This window comes from Vibrio sp. McD22-P3 (genome assembly GCF_021568915.1).
GTDB lineage: Bacteria > Pseudomonadota > Gammaproteobacteria > Enterobacterales > Vibrionaceae > Vibrio > Vibrio mediterranei.
On sequence record NZ_JAKGTN010000012.1, the window covers coordinates 198439 to 215049 of the forward strand.

The 16611-nt window shown below is 48.2% G+C and carries 15 protein-coding genes; 10 read left to right on the top strand and 5 right to left on the bottom strand.

What is annotated here, in order from left to right:
- Positions 1 to 8 precede the first annotated feature (8 nt).
- Both L2W36_RS15825 and L2W36_RS15830 read right to left on the bottom strand, forming a co-directional pair.
- Positions 9 to 719, bottom strand: a complete 711-nt coding sequence (locus L2W36_RS15825) for a hypothetical protein (protein WP_006071348.1) — start codon at positions 717 to 719, stop codon at positions 9 to 11.
- 75 nt (positions 720 to 794) lie between these two features.
- Positions 795 to 1940, bottom strand: a complete 1146-nt coding sequence (locus L2W36_RS15830) for an OmpP1/FadL family transporter (RefSeq protein ID WP_236110552.1) — start codon at positions 1938 to 1940, stop codon at positions 795 to 797.
- 275 nt (positions 1941 to 2215) lie between these two features.
- Between L2W36_RS15830 and L2W36_RS15835 the strand changes: the two genes are divergently transcribed.
- From L2W36_RS15835 to L2W36_RS15850, 5 genes are all read left to right on the top strand, one after another.
- Positions 2216 to 2857, top strand: a complete 642-nt coding sequence (locus L2W36_RS15835; RefSeq protein ID WP_236110553.1) for a Crp/Fnr family transcriptional regulator — start codon at positions 2216 to 2218, stop codon at positions 2855 to 2857.
- A 304-nt stretch (positions 2858 to 3161) separates the two neighbouring features.
- Positions 3162 to 3542 carry a DUF2061 domain-containing protein gene (locus L2W36_RS15840; RefSeq protein WP_006071351.1) on the top strand — a complete coding sequence of 127 codons (381 nt, stop codon included), beginning with the start codon at positions 3162 to 3164 and terminating at the stop codon, positions 3540 to 3542.
- A 327-nt stretch (positions 3543 to 3869) separates the two neighbouring features.
- On the top strand, positions 3870 to 4070 hold the full coding sequence (locus L2W36_RS27520; RefSeq protein WP_081411551.1) for a DUF3955 domain-containing protein: 201 nt from the start codon (positions 3870 to 3872) through the stop codon (positions 4068 to 4070).
- Between the two features lie 144 nt (positions 4071 to 4214).
- Positions 4215 to 4760, top strand: a complete 546-nt coding sequence (locus tag L2W36_RS15845; RefSeq protein WP_236110555.1) for a DUF2799 domain-containing protein — start codon at positions 4215 to 4217, stop codon at positions 4758 to 4760.
- 287 nt (positions 4761 to 5047) lie between these two features.
- Entirely contained in the window at positions 5048 to 6343 is a 1296-nt protein-coding gene (locus L2W36_RS15850) for a DEAD/DEAH box helicase (RefSeq protein ID WP_006071353.1), read from the top strand.
- Positions 6344 to 6441: 98 nt separating this feature from the next.
- Here L2W36_RS15850 and L2W36_RS15855 read toward each other — a convergent pair whose 3' ends face one another.
- The gene (locus L2W36_RS15855) at positions 6442 to 6933 is read right to left on the bottom strand and encodes a methyl-accepting chemotaxis protein (protein WP_329605677.1); all 492 of its coding nucleotides are present in this window, start codon (positions 6931 to 6933) and stop codon (positions 6442 to 6444) included.
- 67 nt (positions 6934 to 7000) lie between these two features.
- Between L2W36_RS15855 and L2W36_RS15860 the strand changes: the two genes are divergently transcribed.
- From L2W36_RS15860 to L2W36_RS15875, 4 genes are read left to right on the top strand one after another with little or no spacing between them, the layout of a single operon-like run.
- A complete protein-coding gene (locus tag L2W36_RS15860; RefSeq protein ID WP_236110557.1) occupies positions 7001 to 8506 on the top strand; it encodes a site-specific integrase in 1506 nt (501 codons plus the stop codon).
- Positions 8499 to 10580: a hypothetical protein gene (locus L2W36_RS15865; protein WP_236110559.1), complete on the top strand. Its 2082-nt coding sequence runs from the start codon at positions 8499 to 8501 to the stop codon at positions 10578 to 10580. The genes L2W36_RS15860 and L2W36_RS15865 overlap by 8 nt, the downstream gene beginning before the upstream one ends.
- Positions 10580 to 12628, top strand: coding sequence for a hypothetical protein (locus tag L2W36_RS15870; protein ID WP_236110561.1), 2049 nt, complete (start codon positions 10580 to 10582; stop codon positions 12626 to 12628). The genes L2W36_RS15865 and L2W36_RS15870 overlap by 1 nt, the downstream gene beginning before the upstream one ends.
- Positions 12625 to 13137, top strand: a complete 513-nt coding sequence (locus L2W36_RS15875) for a hypothetical protein (protein ID WP_236110562.1) — start codon at positions 12625 to 12627, stop codon at positions 13135 to 13137. The genes L2W36_RS15870 and L2W36_RS15875 overlap by 4 nt, the downstream gene beginning before the upstream one ends.
- A gap of 165 nt (positions 13138 to 13302) precedes the next feature.
- Here the strand turns inward: L2W36_RS15875 and L2W36_RS15880 are convergent.
- Together L2W36_RS15880 and L2W36_RS15885 are read right to left on the bottom strand one after the other, a co-directional pair.
- Positions 13303 to 14453, bottom strand: a protein-coding gene (locus L2W36_RS15880; protein WP_236110564.1) for an IS3 family transposase whose coding sequence is annotated in 2 segments (ribosomal slippage) — positions 13303 to 14207 and positions 14207 to 14453 — 1152 coding nt in all. Because the reading frame shifts where the segments join, the coding sequence is not laid out codon by codon here.
- A gap of 138 nt (positions 14454 to 14591) precedes the next feature.
- Entirely contained in the window at positions 14592 to 15806 is a 1215-nt protein-coding gene (locus L2W36_RS15885) for an MFS transporter (RefSeq protein WP_236110566.1), read from the bottom strand.
- A 644-nt stretch (positions 15807 to 16450) separates the two neighbouring features.
- Between L2W36_RS15885 and L2W36_RS15890 the strand changes: the two genes are divergently transcribed.
- A partial coding sequence (locus L2W36_RS15890) for a transposase (RefSeq protein ID WP_236110568.1) occupies positions 16451 to 16611 on the top strand: 161 nt, incomplete at its 3' end.

Genomic DNA, 16611 nt, shown 5'->3' on the forward strand with positions numbered 1-16611 from the left:
TTACTTCATTAAAACTCGTAACTCACCGATCCTGCCAGTTTATTATTGGTCCCGTAGTCGTCCTCCGAGAGCATTCCAAAGAAGTTAAACGATGCATTTTTGTTTATCTTATAACTAAGGCCAAGTCCGCCCCAGTAACCGCGGTAATTATCCGAACCTATCGAGCCACCAGCAAACCCGAGTACGCTCCAATCCGAGTCATCAATTGGACGAATACCAAACATTCCCAAATAACCGCCGTGACTTTGGCTTCGCATCAGTACGTATTCGTTATCCACCTCTTCTGAAGGCATTGCCATTTTTCCATCGTTGTAGCTGTAGCCCGCCATGGGAAATAGCATCCATCCTGCCGGAGAGATGTCAAAGTAACTTAGAGGGATGTAGGTGCCAATACTGTAGTTGTTGCGATAGCTATCATTTTCATAATCAGTACGGCTAAAGTTGAAGTTTAAGATTCCCAAATCAAATAGCCATGAGCCACCCAAGCGCCACTCTCCAGTCTCATTGTATCGAGCGTTGATCATCCTCGCTTCATCAAGACCAATCGAACCAGACACAAACGCAGAGTCTGAATAGCCAGCACCTACTTTGGTAACGATCTTGGTTGGATCTTCATGATGTTTCTCTTTGGCTGAGACTCCTGTCACTACCAATAATCCAACAACGGTAACAAAGCCAAAAGCTCTGACAACCGATGAAAACAGACCATTCTTTTTCATAACGCTTTATTTCTCATTAAAAACAAAAATGCCCCTCACAACTGTGAGAGGCCAATTTACGGTTAGCTCACTAAGTTAGTAGGCGTAGCTGATACTTAGAACATGAATACGGTTGGTATCCACACTGCCAGTAAAATAAGGAATTGTGTCTGTAGGGCCAGTGTAGGTGACGTCTTGAGTACCCATATTGCGGTATTGGTATGCGATACCGATTCGATGACCATTTGAACGCTCTTTTTCTGCGCCAAGACCTAACGACCAGTTTGCTCCAATAGGAAGCGCAGGGGTCATTTTGTCAGTGTCATACATTTTCGAGTCGTAACGGATACCACCTTGGTAGGTCCAATCATTTTGAGAATACGCGAGCGCTGTACCTAAGCTATAAACGTTGTTTGCAGCATCATCAAACTGTGACCAAAATTCAACACCCGTCATGGCTTTGAAAGTTAACTCGTCTGAGATTTTGTGCTGAAGGCCAAAATCAAGTTGAGCTGGCCAAGAAGCATTTCGCTCAATTGACGTAAACTGGTTGCCATCAAACGACACATCGATATCACCAGAGTTATGCTTTACTTTGTGTTTATAGTTGGCAGATAGAAAAGTAGAGTCTGACACGTCATACATAGCTGATAGCATAAAGCTTGCTGCCGTAGAACTGCCATCTCCATCAAGCCTAGAACCGCCACCAAGCTCAAACGACGTCATTAAATGCTGAACGATCAAAGCTCCGCCAAGAGACAGATTGTCGCTTGCCTGGAATCCAGCGGCTAACTGCAAATTTAACGCTTCATCAGACAGTGTTTTTGGAAGACCACCGTTAGGTCCTACAAGACCACCGCTATAGTCCATACTCAAACCACCTTCACCATGTAAAGATGCCCCGATAACCCAGCTGTCATTGATTCTCTGTGCATAAGCAAGACTTGGAATAAAAGCATTCGACTCACCTGTCGTTGACTTGTCAACAGAAACCCCAGTACCACTGTGCTCAGTCTTTGCGTTTAAGTACTGAACGCCAATAGAAAAACTATTGTCATCTATCGCCGTTAGACCAGCAGGGCTAGTAATCACGGCACTTGCATCAGTACGATTAGATGAGTTCCCTACACCAGCAGAAGAAACACTATCAAAGGTAGCTACTTCGTGAAGTAAGATACCGCCAGCAAATGTGGACGAAGAGAAGGTTACAGCCATTGCGACTGCCAAAAGGTTTTTGTTCATCGTTTGCAACTCACAGATTCGGATGGCGCAAATCATAGTCAAATCAGCAATCCAAAGGTGCACTATGAGTGCATGGTAATAGCTTGTAACGAAAAGCGACGCAGGCAATTGGTCAAACTTCTTCGTTATCGAAAAGATTGAACAATATAAACGGCGTTTATGTTTTATATAACCAGCGGCTTATTTATTCACCGTATTGGCCCTCTTATAATCACAGACATACAACCCCCAAGAAGCTAAGGAATAGCGCTCATCCCTTTCTTGAGAGGCTTAAAATGTCAGTCCAGAAGATACTTAAAGAGATATACCGCGCTAGCGACGAACTTTCAGGTCAACTTATCCGACGTGGAGCAGTTGTCACTATTCCCAAGGGTAAATTTCTGTTCTTCCAATATCAAAGTGTGAGCGATATCGTTATCCCTTTACAGGGCGTATTAGGTTTTTACCCCACTATCGATGAAGGCACTAACTTGAAGTACGACCTGATTACCCCCGGCATCCTTATCAATGATGTACCATTGATTTTGGGTGAGAGTGCTCAGTCTGATATACAAGCCGTGACCGACAGTACCGTGCTGCTGTTACCCTTTGAGGATGTCAAAGAATTGATGGACTCTTGCTGTAGTTTTTCAAAAATGATCAATTTCTCGTTGGCAAAAAAACAGCGCTTTTGCTTGACATTATTTCGCCTACGCGGCGAAAAAAATACCGATTTGAAGATTCGTTTGGCGATGGAAGCAATCAGTGCAGCGACCTACGATGGGTCTATCCCATTAAATATTCTTACTCTTGCTTCATTACTTAATATGTCGCGAAACACCGTCGGAAGCTATATGAGTAAAGCAATCGCTGCCGGAGAAGTAGAACGGAATGAGCTCGGTTTTCGTTTAATCGAAAAGAGATCTATCGCAGCTTGACTATCTACTAGAGCATGAATCTACAAAACGTGAAATGAAGGAGCGCCAGTGCTTGTACATCAGAAGATATCTAACGCTCCTTCATACATTTACCCTGCTTCAGCACAAGAATAGTACTAAGGTCAATGTCGCCTCAGTATGCGCTAGTTTTTCTTCCTTAGGTGCACTAGCAGTGCATCTGCTTAAAAAACTCACCAACAATATATAGGTATTGCCTATCAATAAAAGAGATTTAATTGATTTTAATTCTCATTACCAGTTCATCATAATGGGTTCATAAGATTTGAACTGAGTGATACATCCCATGATTAAGACGATTCGATTTGCCGCTATCCATTTTACTATTGCCTTTACGGTTGCATATGCACTAACTGGCGAAATCTTAATCGCGAGTATGATTGCAATGCTTGAACCAGCCGTAAATACCGTTGCGTTTTACTTTCACGAACGTGTTTGGGAAAAAAACCAACGCCTTCAAGCTTTGAGAAATAATGAAACCATTAAGACAGCTTCATTTGCGACCGTGCACTTTAGTGTGGCATTTGGTGTCGTTTTCTTGTTAACGGGTGATGTGTTGGCGGGTGGTATCATGGCAACATTAGAGCCAACGATTAATACCATCGCGTACTTTTTCCACGAAAAGTCCTGGAATAAGAAGCACCAGCAGATGTGCTTTTCGCATTAATCACATCAAAGGTATATCTGCACAATGAGAGGAGGTCGTTCATACATTTTGAACGCCATACCGAAATTTCTATCGTACCTGTTTGTATGACTTCCCACCCTATCTTCTAGTAACAAATAAGACATTACTGAAAGCTCAACGCCCCAATGCTATTCGCTGAGGCACTGGCAAACCAACTCTTGGATTCCTGCACACACGAAAGCCAACTACGTTTCATGACACCGCTAGTACATTCGGTTACAGATCGAAAATTACCCTAGGTGATAGAATAAGAGTTGGTGATATTGCTCGCTATAAAAGTTGGAGTGACGGCAAGGATGCTAGGTAATGAACTGTAAAAAATATAGGTTAACTTTCATTCTATTTGGCTTGGCAAACCTTTGCTTAGCTATCTTTCTTATGAGCGATTCTTATGTCGATCAATCGGGCGTCCTTGTAGAGAATTTTGGATTTCTTGCCCTATTCTGGCTATTACTCTTTAGTTCAGCAATTAGCTGGTTCATTACCTTGAATCGTCGACGTCGTTAAAACAGACAGAACAAAATAAACCAATACTTTCACCCAACCTCTATGAATGGATAGTTACTTAATAAGCTTGACGAAGAGCATTGTTGACTAAGTAGCTTTCGACGCTTTAGCACTCTTTTTATTTTTCACTGTTTTGGATTTTATATGTATATCGGACTAAAAAGTTTAAACATCAAATGGCTTGTCGCTGCACTAGCTATCACGCTTTCTGGCTGTTCCAGTATGTCTATTGAAGAGTGTAACAACGCTGACTGGTATCAAGTTGGTTATAGCGATGGACTTAACGGTAATAGCCCTAAAATGATTGATAGCTATATCAGTGATTGTAGCGAAGCCGCTGTTTTTCCCGATAGAGAACAATGGTCAAAGGGATTCAAAGTAGGGACGGGGCTGTACTGCTCACCAGATAATGGTTACAAGGTGGGTTATGAGGGACAGCAGTACTACTATGTATGTCCGGGCGAGTCTTTTCTCAAAAACTATGAGTTGGGCAAACAAGCTAGACAACGCGACCAGCGCCTTAAACAGATTGAAACCGAGTTGCGTACTATCGAAGATAAGTTAAGAACGACACCAAGCGAAAATCATGATGAGCGCAAACGTCTAGAAAATGAAAAGCGAGATTTAGTGTCAGAGCGTTCTCATCTACTCGGGTTAACCGTACAACATAATTTCAATATCTCATTTTAAGCTAGCTGAGTTCTTGCTACCCAACGCCTTCCTCTTCAACAAAGAGGGAGGCTTACAATTTAACGATAAAAGTCCTCCCCAAATTCAGATTGATTACGGTCATATCGCATTAATTTTCAGATTGTTAGCCTAATAACTGTACAATTTCTACTCAAACAACCAAAATTAGTCACCACAGGCAGCAATTATTCTTCTATAATCAGCGACCGTATTTTTGGTCAACAATCATTTTGTTGATTGGTTAACGAGAAACACCAAATACCGCCATCTGCTTTTAGGAACAACGAATGTCATTTTTATCACAAGGTTTTTCATCCGAGATCGTGCAAGCACTGACCGAGTGTGGTTATGAAAAACTCACTCCAGTTCAACAACAAGCGATTCCACATGCTCGTCGTGGACACGATATTTTGGCACACGCTCAAACCGGCACAGGTAAAACCGCCGCTTTCTCTTTGCCAATTATTCAACAGATTGTTGATACTCCAAAGGCTCGCACTCGTGGAGCGGTACGTGCACTTATTCTGGCGCCAACTCGTGAATTAGTGGATCAAATCGCTAATAACATCGAAAGCTACACTCAATACGTCGACGTGTCAGTTGCCGCCGTGTTTGGTGGTGCAAAAATGTCGTCTCAAGAGCGCAAACTTGAAGCTGGTGTCGACATATTGGTTGCAACTCCGGGTCGTCTTATTGAGCATTTGGAGCTTGGTAACGTTAAGCTTGCTAATCTTGAGTTCCTAGTCTTCGATGAAGCAGACCGAATGCTTGATATGGGCTTCATTAGTGCAATTCGCACTATCATGAGCAGCGTTAACAGCCAACCTCAAACCATGCTGTTTTCCGCGACATCATCACCTCAGATGAACGCCCTAGCACAAGATCTATTGCGTAAGCCTAAGCGCATTATTGTCAACGCTGAGAACTCAACCGCAGATACTGTTGCGCACGTAGTTTATCCCGTAGATGAAGATCGTAAGCTTGAACTACTGTCGGAGCTTATTGGTCGTAAAAACTGGCAACAGGTCTTGGTTTTCGTGAATTACAAAGAGACCGCCAATGAGGTGGTAAAAGAGCTCAAACTTGATGGTATTAAAGCGGTGCTTTGCCATGGTGATAAAGCACAAAGCTCTCGTCGTCGCGCTCTGGAAGAATTTAAAACCGGTAAAGCACGTGTGATGGTAGCAACAGAAGTTGCGGCTCGTGGTTTAGACATTCAAGGTCTTCCGCACGTTGTAAACTATGACATGCCATTCCTAGCTGAAGACTACGTACATCGAATTGGTCGTACCGGACGTGCAGGTCAGCAAGGTCATGCGGTCTCTTTCGTTAGCCGTGAAGAAGAGCTTACTCTGGTTCAGATCGAGAACCTAATTCAACACCGCATTAAACGTATCCAACTTGCAGGTTACGAGCCAGCAAACCGAGATGCTTTGCTACAGAAAATGCACACTAAACCAGCTTACAAAGACCGCCAAGGTCGCACTAATAATGCTAGCGAACAAGGCTCTGCAGAGCGCAGACTACGTCTGATGCGAGCGATCAAAAATAAGTCGAGTAAAACAACTCGCCTAAAAGGTTAATCGCAGTTTCACTAGCAAGCACCATTAAAAAACGCAGCCGTTAAGCGCTGCGTTTTTTGTTTGTCTGTCGATGTCTCTCTGTCGTCATCGTTACTCGGCTATTTCGCAATTGACTCCAATGAAGCATCCAAGCAGTCCGATATCGTCACCAACTCATCCTTAGCACGCACAACATTGTCGGTGCTTTTAGTACAGTCGAGCGCCAATTTATTCACCACCTCTAAACTATCGATAGACTGCTCACATAGGTGCAGTGTTTCTATCGAGTCGTTACAGATCTGTTCATTCAATGCCAGAAGCTGGTTATAAGCGACAGTTATATCGTCAAAGCTGGCCGTGGACCGCGTAGTCACTTGAGATATTTCACTCACACTGCTCTCGCTTTTCGCAATCGCAGATACTAAAGTACTCGCCGTATCGATAAGCTGTTTGGTCATGGTTTGAATTTCCGACACCGCGTTTTGGGTGTTCTCCGATAAGGTTCTGACCTCTCCCGCAACGACTGCAAAACCCCGTCCAGCTTCACCCGCCCTAGCGGCTTCTATGGCAGCACCGCTACACCGGAACTGCCAAATTACAACTCTACACAAATTGACTTCTCGAAAATAACATATAGACTGATCATTAACACATGTTATTGATTGGAAGGATGACCTGATGCCGGTACAGTACCTGAAGATGGATGCGTTCACCGTCGGGGCCAAGCCCTCATTTGCTGTCGATGACAACGGTGAGCTGGCTACGACCTGGGGTGACCAGGGGGCGGATGCCGTACCCATTGAGGGGATGTACGTGCTGTTGGACAGTCAGTGCCGCCCAATCAACGCTGCCAATGAGTATCTGATCTACTGCAAGACCATCGAGCAGGACAAGGATCTGGAGACCAAGGCCAAGGGCCTGATGCATTACTTCGATTTCCTTGAGCAGATTGGCATGACCTGGGATGAGATGCCCAGAACCCAGTACCAGCGCCCCACTTATCGTTTCGTGCAGAAGTATCTTCAGGTCGGCCATGACACCGTATTACCCAATGGCAGACGGCAGTTGGCTGGCACAACAGCCCGGGCCTATCGTGGCGCCATGGTGGGCTTCTATACCTACTGGCTCGGGCGTGGCGTTGAGTTTCGCAACAAACCGCTCAAGTACAGCTTTGCCGAGGTCAAGGACAAGGGCGCGCTCGGTCATATCAACAAGGTGATCCGGGTTACAACCACGGATCTCAAGCTGGACATCAAGGACGGCGGCGGCCACCACGATACACCAGCCAAATTGATGCCGCTTTCTCTGGACGAGCAACAGGCGCTGCACGAGGTGCTGAGTGGCGGTATGGCGCACCGCAACACCAAGGTGTACGGCGAGAGCCGGGAGGTCAAAACCAAACTCAGTTGGGAAACCCACCTGATGATCGGCCTCTCTCTGTGGACGGGGCTACGCCGCTGGGAAGTCTTGTCGTTCTCAAACCATCATGTGCGTTGGCCCAAGGTAGGTGAGCCTATCTGTGAGGTTTACATCGGCCCTGGTGGACGTTGCCATACCAAGGGCGGCGTCTCACGCACCATCGAGATCCCACCACAGTTGATGCGCCACTTGTATCGATACAAGCAGTCTAAGCGCTATCAGGAGCGGCTGGAGAAGTTCCTGGCGACTAATGAGGTCAAGCTGAAGGTTGATGCTAACGACCAACCTGTTCCGGATAAAAAAGGCAAACCGGTGATGACCGGGGATCAAATGGCATGCCTCTACCCACCGTTGCTGCTGACTGCTCAAGGCAAAGAATACTCACTCAGCTCACTCAATGCGCGCTGGGGCGAGATCCGCAACACGCTGCGCAAAATCGATGGCATGGAAGAATTCAGGCATAAGTTCCAGAACCTGCGCTCCACCTACGCCACGAACCAGGCCCGTATTCGTTTGCGCCTGAAAGACCCCAAATCCGGCGAACCGCGATTCACCCGCGACGAGGTGGAGGGGCAGGTGCAGGCCCTGCTCGGGCATGAAAATCCCGATACTTCACGCCACTACATCAAGTTCTTGGACGAAGAGAAGCGGGGCCGCGCCGGGCATCGACTGTGGGAACTGGGCCTGATGCACATCGTCGGTGAAGACGGCGATATTGGTGCATGGAATAAACTGTTGGGCAACGTGGAGAAGGCCAATGGCTAAGCTGCGCCGGGCGAAAATCGAGATAGCGGATACTCCCAGCCTCACTACCGAGTCAACCGAGGGGCTGGTTACGCCGCTGAATGACCGAGACCTGGTGGTGTCGGTTCAGGTGAGCACAAAAGCGCAAGGCACATTGACGACACTGCGCGTGTACCGTTTGCTCTACCACGGGGTGCCAGAGATCAAAGTCGGTAATGACGGTAAGGTTACCCGCGACACCCCCGCTGATACCCAGAGTATCGCAGCACGCGCCTTACTCGTTCGTCGTATTCATGCCTGGCTGGTGAATATCAACGACAGTGGGGACACTGCACTGGAAGCCTTAAAGATTGTTGCCCGTTGGATACGCTACTGCGATGCTAACGATTTACCCGTCATCGAGGTCTACAAGTCGGGTAAACGTAAGGGGCAACTCAAGCCTCTGAGCAAAAAGCCGTTGCTGGCGTACTGCGACCATCTCCGAGAGCGCATACTGCATGGCACCCTCTTATCCAGTACGGCGAGGGTGTACAAAAGTTTCCTGGAGATGGCATTGAACGGTATCGGAGAAAACGAGATCGCAGGTTCGTTGCCGCATTTTGCTTCAAAAGGGAATAAAAGTACCCAGTCTTACGACGACCCCGAAATCTGCGCTATCACTCGCCGCCTAAAGCGTATCGTTGACGGCCTTGGAGCCGACGCAGTGAAAGGGAATGAGCCAACCTGTCCGCTGGGTATTGATGCCCAGACGTGGGCAGAGCACCACTCCAACAGCACTGCCTGGAAAGTGAAGCTGGTCGTTGCCGCCTACTACCTGGTGCTTCTACTGACCGGTGACAACGCTACGCCGTTACAGCAGATGCGCCGCCGCGATATTGGCACCTTCAAACGTGAAGAAGGCGACAACTGGAAGCTGACGACCTACAAGGGCCGTCAAGGCGGTAAACCGAACGAGTGGGAACTGGGCTTCACCACCTTCGGTAAACGCTTCTTTGAGTATTGGCTGACCGTAGCTGAGCACCTTGACCCAAATCCGGATGCTTTCTTGTTTCCGAAGATCATCGATAACGAGGTGGATGGCAATATCGCTGCGGCTGCGGTTAAGGACTTCAATAACTGGTTCTGTAAGCTGATGCCACAGCAGATCAAGGCTGAACAGCCAAAGGGCGCAACTGACGGGCATAACGTGACCTTCGAGCTGGCCCATATCGCGCTGAACGATGTGCTTGAGGCGCATATTGATAAACAACCCGTAACCGGGTTCACGGTTGATGGTAGAAGCCTGGTGCTGGCCGAAGCCCCGATGAAAGGCAGCGAAGTGACGGTGAGCTACCTGGCGGGCGTCACTGCACCGCGCCTGGTGCCACGCCGTTTCCGTGCCACCAAGAGCGACTTGCTAATTGCAGTATCTGACTCAACGCTGGTTGCCGCCGAGGGGCTGAATAACGGTCAGAGTACTGTTGAGCGTTCCTACAGTAACGGCAACACGCACAAGAACCAAAGCAGAGCGGCTATGGCCAGTGAGTTCATCCAGCGCAGTGCTCAAGGGGAGTCGGTTGAGCAGGCCAAGCAGGCGGTCGGGTTCAAGTTCAAACAGCCAATCACGCTGCGTGAACTGGAAGCCAAGTACCCACAGAAAACCGAGACTGAGAACATCGACTACAAGGTGATCCCGGCACAAACCGATGTTGGCACCCGCTGTACAGAGCCCTTTGGTGACAAGGCCCAACGGCTGAAGAAGGAACTGATGCAGAGCGGCCTGGCCACTGAAGACGACCAGGTGGCCTGTTTCCGTTTCCTGGAATGTTTCGGCTGTGAGCACCAGGCGGTACTGGCCGAAGTGGATGATATCTGGTGCCTGCTCAGCTTCCAGGCTAGTCTGGAAGAAGCCAAACAAGGCCCGGCAGTAAACCATGTGCCACCGGAGATCCTCACCCGTGTCGAAGTGACCATCGAACAAATGCTGTCCGATATCCAGCGTGACTACCCGGAGGTGCTCGCGGCGGCCCAGGAAAAATGCAATCATGCTCCACACCCGGTGTTCGACAACGAATACGCCGTAAACGACCTGTACCTGCTCTGGGAGGGTAACTGATGGACCAGCATTACTATCGTCCTGCTAATGACGCACCGAACAAGGGAACACCTGCCTGGGTGAACTTGGCCGTGGACAACACCGACACTGCGGCACTGTCACACGTGGTGGTCAGCTTTGACGAAGACGGCAATCCCCGCAGTTTCCTGACTAGCATCGAGTGGAACTTCACTGCCTATGTGCAGGCCAACTCCGATTCCGCCAAAGAGCGGGCCATTTGGTCGTACAAACAGGTGCCCAAGGTTATCCGGTTGGAAATTCAACGGTTAATGTACGAAGCCGTGTTTGAGCGCCGCCGCTCAGCCGATGAAGGGTTAGGTGGGCTTGCTCACTTGTTCTCATACTGGCGTATTCTGAGCAAGCTATTGGTGGAGGCGGATATGACTCGCTTGGCAGACCTTAACCAGCAGAAGAACCAGCGAAAACTGTTTGCGGCTATCAAGGAAAAGCGGCTCAGTAAGAGTCATGTAAGCCACTACTTGAGTGCGCTGAATGCCGCCAACCGCCTGGGCTTTACCCGCTTCGCCATCGCCAAATTAGACAGCAAGGCTAAGTCACTGGCCTGCGAGTCGAAGCAAGAGACCAAAACCACGCTGGCACTGCCGCATGCCATTGCCTGCGCCATCTACGGCACCGCAATGGCCACGGTGGAGCAGTACCACCCGATACGGCATAAGCTCGGGGCCATGTTCGCCACCTACCACCTGATGCTGGAATCTGGGGCGAAGCCTATCGAGGTGCGCGATTATCTGCGCGGTTGCTGCGTTCCAGAAGTACCGATTGCCAAGGAAACCTCGCCTTCAAAGTACCCCAACAACAACTACAACTGGAACGGGATGGTGGAGTTCTACCACCGCCTGCTAACCGATTGCGGTGTCAGCATCAGCAGCGTAACCGGCCTGCGTGTCGGTGAATGGTATGAACTGGATGCAGGCTCGTTCCATCGTAGCAAACGGCTGGGGCTGGAGTTCCCGCTGTTGGTTGGTTACACCACCAAACTGAACAACGGTCGCCCGATGCGCAAAGCCTGGGTTACGGCTCCCATCAGCGAGCAGGCAATTGAATTGTTGGAAGCCATCACCCAACCCCGGCGCGAGCAGTTGTTTGCTGAGGCACAGCGGTTACGTGAGGCTGGTCAACGGGGTAAAGCACGTAAGCTGTTCCGGCACGCCCGTTCATTGTTCCTAGCCTTTGATGCGGACGCCGAAAATGTGACGGTAAATTCATACACGTTCAAAAAGGACAGGGACAGACCTACTCAGTTTGTTAAGCTGGTAAAACGCTCCGGCAAAGGGGCTGAACTCACGGCGGATCTGCTCAAGGAATACCAGACGCTGAACAAGCAGCGTTCGGATGATGTCCAGGTGGGTGATGCCTGGCCATTGGCATCGCACCAGCTACGCAGAACCTGGGTGGTCATGTTTCTGCGCAACCGGTTTGGCAGTCTGGTCGCGGCCAAGGAGCAGTTAGGGCACATGATGAAAGCTATGACGGTCATTTACGGCAAGAACGCCCATGCCGCTGCCCAGTTGGACTACCTGCTGGACGAGGAGTTAAAGCAGGAAATCAATGAGATGGCCGTGGAGTTGTGGACGGAAGTCGCCTGCAATATCTATCTCGGTGACGAAACCCTGAGCGGTGGCAAGGGCGACGAGATCATGGCTAAGCGTGAGCAGGGAATCCTGATCTACGAAGACCGTGAGGCAATTCGCCGGGCTATCGCCAGCGGTGAATTGGCCATCGTCGATAACGGCGTTACCCTCTGCCTGAACCCCAAGTGCGAGCGGCTGAGTTGCACCATCAATCCCGAAGTTGGCACCGTACTGTGCAAGTCCGACATCATGACCGATGAGCATGCCCGGCAGCGCTTGGCTATGCGTGATCGCCAGATTGAACGCTATGAGAACACCCAGGCGGAGGGCGTTTACATGCCCAATACCCTATCAAAAATCCGCATGGGTATCCGTGCCTGTGAGCTGATCCTGACTAAGCACGATATCCCGTTTGAGCCCTACGAAACGGCCCCGATTAAGGTGACCCAGCTATGACCATGAGCAAGAGTGAAACCACACTGGTGATACTGGAAGAGGCGCTGGAACGCCTGTTGTCCGGTACCCCCATTAACACCCGGCCAGGCGCTCGCCTGTCGATAAACTGCCTGGCCAAAGAAGCCGGCCTTGGTAGCGGCTCCATCTACTACGAAGAGTATGCCGAATTCCGCGAGAAGGCCAAGAAAGCATTCGCTGAGCACAAGCCAGGTGGTAGTCAACCAACCGGACGGCGCGGCACGCTGTCAGAGCAAACGCTGAGAGCAGATCGTGATAACGAAAAGCGACTCAAGGAAGAGTACCGGGCCGAGCGTGATGAAGCGCGACAGGAGAAAGCCCTGATGGCGTCGCAACTGGTACGCACTGAGCACGAGCTGTACGAGTTGCAATTGAAACTGGCTGAGTTGACTCGCCTGTTCGAGCAGCAGGTAGGCGTTCACCCGGATAAGCTCTGGGAATCAGCCGAGGGGGTGACCTTCCCGCCACGCAATTTACAGGAAATCAAATAGCGGATTTGATATGTTATGAATCCCCAAGGGTGTAACATTCATCATAATGGTCAATATCAAAGATATATGTGGGTGAACTAAAAGAAAGCATAGTTCTTATAGGAGCAGTGTTTTCTTTGCAGATTGGGATCGAATTGATCTGCTCCAGCCAGACTGGACATTTCATTAAGCGACATTTTGCTTTTCAAAGTTAACTGGGCTTAGATACCCAAGAACACTGTGCCTTCTCGTCCGATTATAATCAACCTCAATGTATTCGAAGATCGTTTGACGCACCTCCCCTCTTGTCATTATTGGCTCATATTGTATCGCTTCCACCTTCATGGAATGGAAGAAGCTCTCTACACAGGCGTTGTCCCAACAATTTCCTTTTCGACTCATACTTTGCCTTAAATTATAGGCACTTATTAGATCTCGATAGTCCTTAGAGCAGTATTGGCTACCACGATCACTATGGACGATAACTTGCTCAGGGAAGCCACGGCGAAATAAAGCCATCGAAAGTGCATCGCTTACCAATGTAGCTGTCATTCTCGTATCCATCGACCAGCCCACAACTTGTCGTGAGTAAAGGTCAATGATTACAGCCAAGTACAACCAGCCCTCGCTTGTTGCTAAGTAGGTAATATCACCAGCCCACTTCTGGTTCGGGGCAGTTGCAGTAAAGTCCTGCTCTAACAAGTTGGGAGCGACTGGTAACCTGTGATTACTGTCCGTTGTACATTTAAACTTACGAGCCGCTTTAGCTACTAAGCTTTGGCGTTTCATGCTGCTGGCGATGGTCTTCACATTGTGATGATCACCGTTATCAGCTAACTCTACCTGAATACGTCTAGCTCCATCTCTACCTTTACTGTTATCGAACGCTTCTTTTACCTTTCCATCTAAGACTTGGCGGCTTTGTTCCCGCAGGCAACCCTTATGGCGATGTTTAATCCAGTAATAAAACCCACTTCGCGATATGCCGAACACCTTAACCATCCGTGAAACGCGGAAGAACAGTAGGTGTTCAAGCATAAATTCATAGCAATTTACTTTAGATTCTTCGCAAAGTAGGTGGCGGCCTTTTATACTATTTCTAGCTCTTCAGCTTGTTCCGCCAACTGCCTTTTGAGCTTTGCTACTTCTGCAGCTATTTGTTTCTCTCGTTCAGTAGTGCTGGAGTTTTTATTTGCAGATTTACGCCAGCCATAGATCTGAGACTCATGCAGAGATAGCTGTCTAGCGGCAGCAGCTACACCTACTGTTTCAGCAAGCTTAAGAGTTTCTGCTTTAAATTCAGGAGAATGGATAATACGTTTTTTCTTGTTTGTCATAGTTCACCTCATTAGTGATTTTACTCACTTAACTCAGTGTCCAAAGCTTCTGGTGCGGATCACGAATTCAGAGAGTTCGAGGACTGAACACTCGAAACCTTATCAATGAAGGTTTGGCTTCACACGTTTCTAGTACGATTAACTTCCTACCCTGACTTCATTACAAGCAATTTTCATTTTCCTATCTTCTCTCTTCTTCAACACTCCAAAACAGCCAAAGGCAATCACACTGGTCACTACCATGGTAACAAGCACTCCATCATAGTCGTTTATCTCCCAAATCAGTGATCCTAGGTACGGCGCTAGTGCTGAAAACATCAGATAGGGTAGTGCCATCAGGCCGGAGATTGTACCGAAGTTTGCTTCGCCCATAAATTGCTTAGTTACCAATGGCTTCATAATTCTAATCACGCCATAGCTGCTGCCTTGAAACAGCACAAATATCACCAAAATCCACATGGAGGAGCCTGCGAAGTAGAGGGTGGCTAGTGCAATGCAGCTCCCTGCAAAACAGTAGAGGGTAATGCTTGCAAGATTGAGTTTTCTGTCTGCAAAGATGGAAACAATCCGTCCGATCACCTGCATTGGGCCAATCAGTGAAGCGATCAAGATGGTGTTGTCTGCACTTAGGCTACGCTCTTCAAGTAGTGGTAGTAGGTGACTGATGATCACACTGTGGGCAAGTCCTAGCAGTGAAAAGCTTACCGCTAATAACCAAAAGTTTGGATTGGAAAGGGCTTGGAGCTGGTCATGGTAAGGTGCCTGCTCAACTTGTTGCTCTGTTTCATCTTTGCAGCATTGCTGCTGAATCTGTCGGCTAGCGAAGAAAAACGGTACTACAAGCAGAGTAAGTAATAGCGAGGCGATCTTGAGCGCAATGGTTAAATCGTGGTTCTCTAGCAGATAATGAATGCTCGGAAAGCAAAGTGTGCTAGCAAAACCGGCCACTAAGGTGATCAGAGTAATATCTGATTTCGCTTGTTTGCCGCGAAACTTTACCAAGAAGGCAAAAACGGTCTCATATAAGCAGCCTGACATCGCTATCCCGATCCCAAACCACAGAAGATAGAACATATAGATCGAATCGGCGTAAGTGAGTAGCCATAGTTGGCCCGCTCCAAGCGCAATACATCCAGCCATCAATTCTGGACCCTTATCTCGGTCAAGAAAGCGCCCGGCAAATGGAGCACAAAGTGCTGATATACCGATAGCAAGAGTGAAGGCGAGGGTCACATCGGTGCGCTTCCAGTGATGAACTGCTTCCCATTCCAGCAGGGTCGCTGGGAACAGATAATACAGGCAGGCGTAAAGCAGGGTTTGCCCGATTGCGAGCGTAAATACAGTAAGTTTCATGATCTATCTAATCGTAGTCATCAATAGTTTTTAGTAGCTCGTCGCCACTCACGTATAGCGTCCCCGTAATAAAGTGGGTTTGCTCGACGCTATTCTACTGCGCTCTCCCTGCTAGCCTATATGAAACTTTCTTTAAATCTTCGTGCCAACCTGTTGAATAGTTGGATAAAGCCAACATTTCCAACCCTCTATATTGTCTAGACGGGCTTGTTGCAAAAATACCGTTAAGACTCAATATTCCTTCTTTCCCATCTAATCCAACGATTCTATGACCAATCCCGAATTCAAATGGAAGCACTTTGCCCCAGAAATGATGACTACACAAATATCGCGTTCGAAATGGATAGTATCCTTATCGAAGATGATGAGATTGAACATATATATCAAGAGGGATATTCACGTAAACCTGCCCACTTATTGTTTAAAAGCGGTCAAGGTATCAGCATGGTGAGAGTGAGAGTGAGAGAAATGTTAGACTTGAAATCAATTACCATAGGAATATTTTCAATCTACGACTTCTAACCAAAAAGTCTATTTGCTGCATGACATTCTAGCTTACATGAAGGACCTTGGTGTTTAAATCGATGGAACTAAATCAGGAAGCTACGATCTGATCGGCTACACCCATCAATCGTCGTAGTCTCATGCCTACACCTCGTTACAAAACAACTAACTGGAAGCAGTATAATAAAGCCTTAATCAACCTTGGCTCTCTGACCTTTTGGATTGATGAGGAAGCGATAGCCGAGTGGAAGCAAAACAAACAAGGCAAGCGTGGTAGACCTCGCCGATTCAGCGACTTAGC

Coding starts and splice junctions, on each gene's coding strand:
- L2W36_RS15865 (WP_236110559.1), top strand. CDS start 8,499: ATGGCTAAGCTGCGCCGGGCGAAAATCGAGATAGCGGATACTCCCAGC.
- L2W36_RS15835 (WP_236110553.1), top strand. CDS start 2,216: ATGTCAGTCCAGAAGATACTTAAAGAGATATACCGCGCTAGCGACGAA.
- L2W36_RS15860 (WP_236110557.1), top strand. CDS start 7,001: ATGCCGGTACAGTACCTGAAGATGGATGCGTTCACCGTCGGGGCCAAG.
- L2W36_RS15845 (WP_236110555.1), top strand. CDS start 4,215: ATGTATATCGGACTAAAAAGTTTAAACATCAAATGGCTTGTCGCTGCA.
- L2W36_RS27520 (WP_081411551.1), top strand. CDS start 3,870: ATGAACTGTAAAAAATATAGGTTAACTTTCATTCTATTTGGCTTGGCA.
- L2W36_RS15875 (WP_236110562.1), top strand. CDS start 12,625: ATGACCATGAGCAAGAGTGAAACCACACTGGTGATACTGGAAGAGGCG.
- L2W36_RS15825 (WP_006071348.1), bottom strand. CDS start 719: ATGAAAAAGAATGGTCTGTTTTCATCGGTTGTCAGAGCTTTTGGCTTT.
- L2W36_RS15850 (WP_006071353.1), top strand. CDS start 5,048: ATGTCATTTTTATCACAAGGTTTTTCATCCGAGATCGTGCAAGCACTG.
- L2W36_RS15840 (WP_006071351.1), top strand. CDS start 3,162: ATGATTAAGACGATTCGATTTGCCGCTATCCATTTTACTATTGCCTTT.
- L2W36_RS15870 (WP_236110561.1), top strand. CDS start 10,580: ATGGACCAGCATTACTATCGTCCTGCTAATGACGCACCGAACAAGGGA.
- L2W36_RS15830 (WP_236110552.1), bottom strand. CDS start 1,940: ATGAACAAAAACCTTTTGGCAGTCGCAATGGCTGTAACCTTCTCTTCG.
- L2W36_RS15885 (WP_236110566.1), bottom strand. CDS start 15,806: ATGAAACTTACTGTATTTACGCTCGCAATCGGGCAAACCCTGCTTTAC.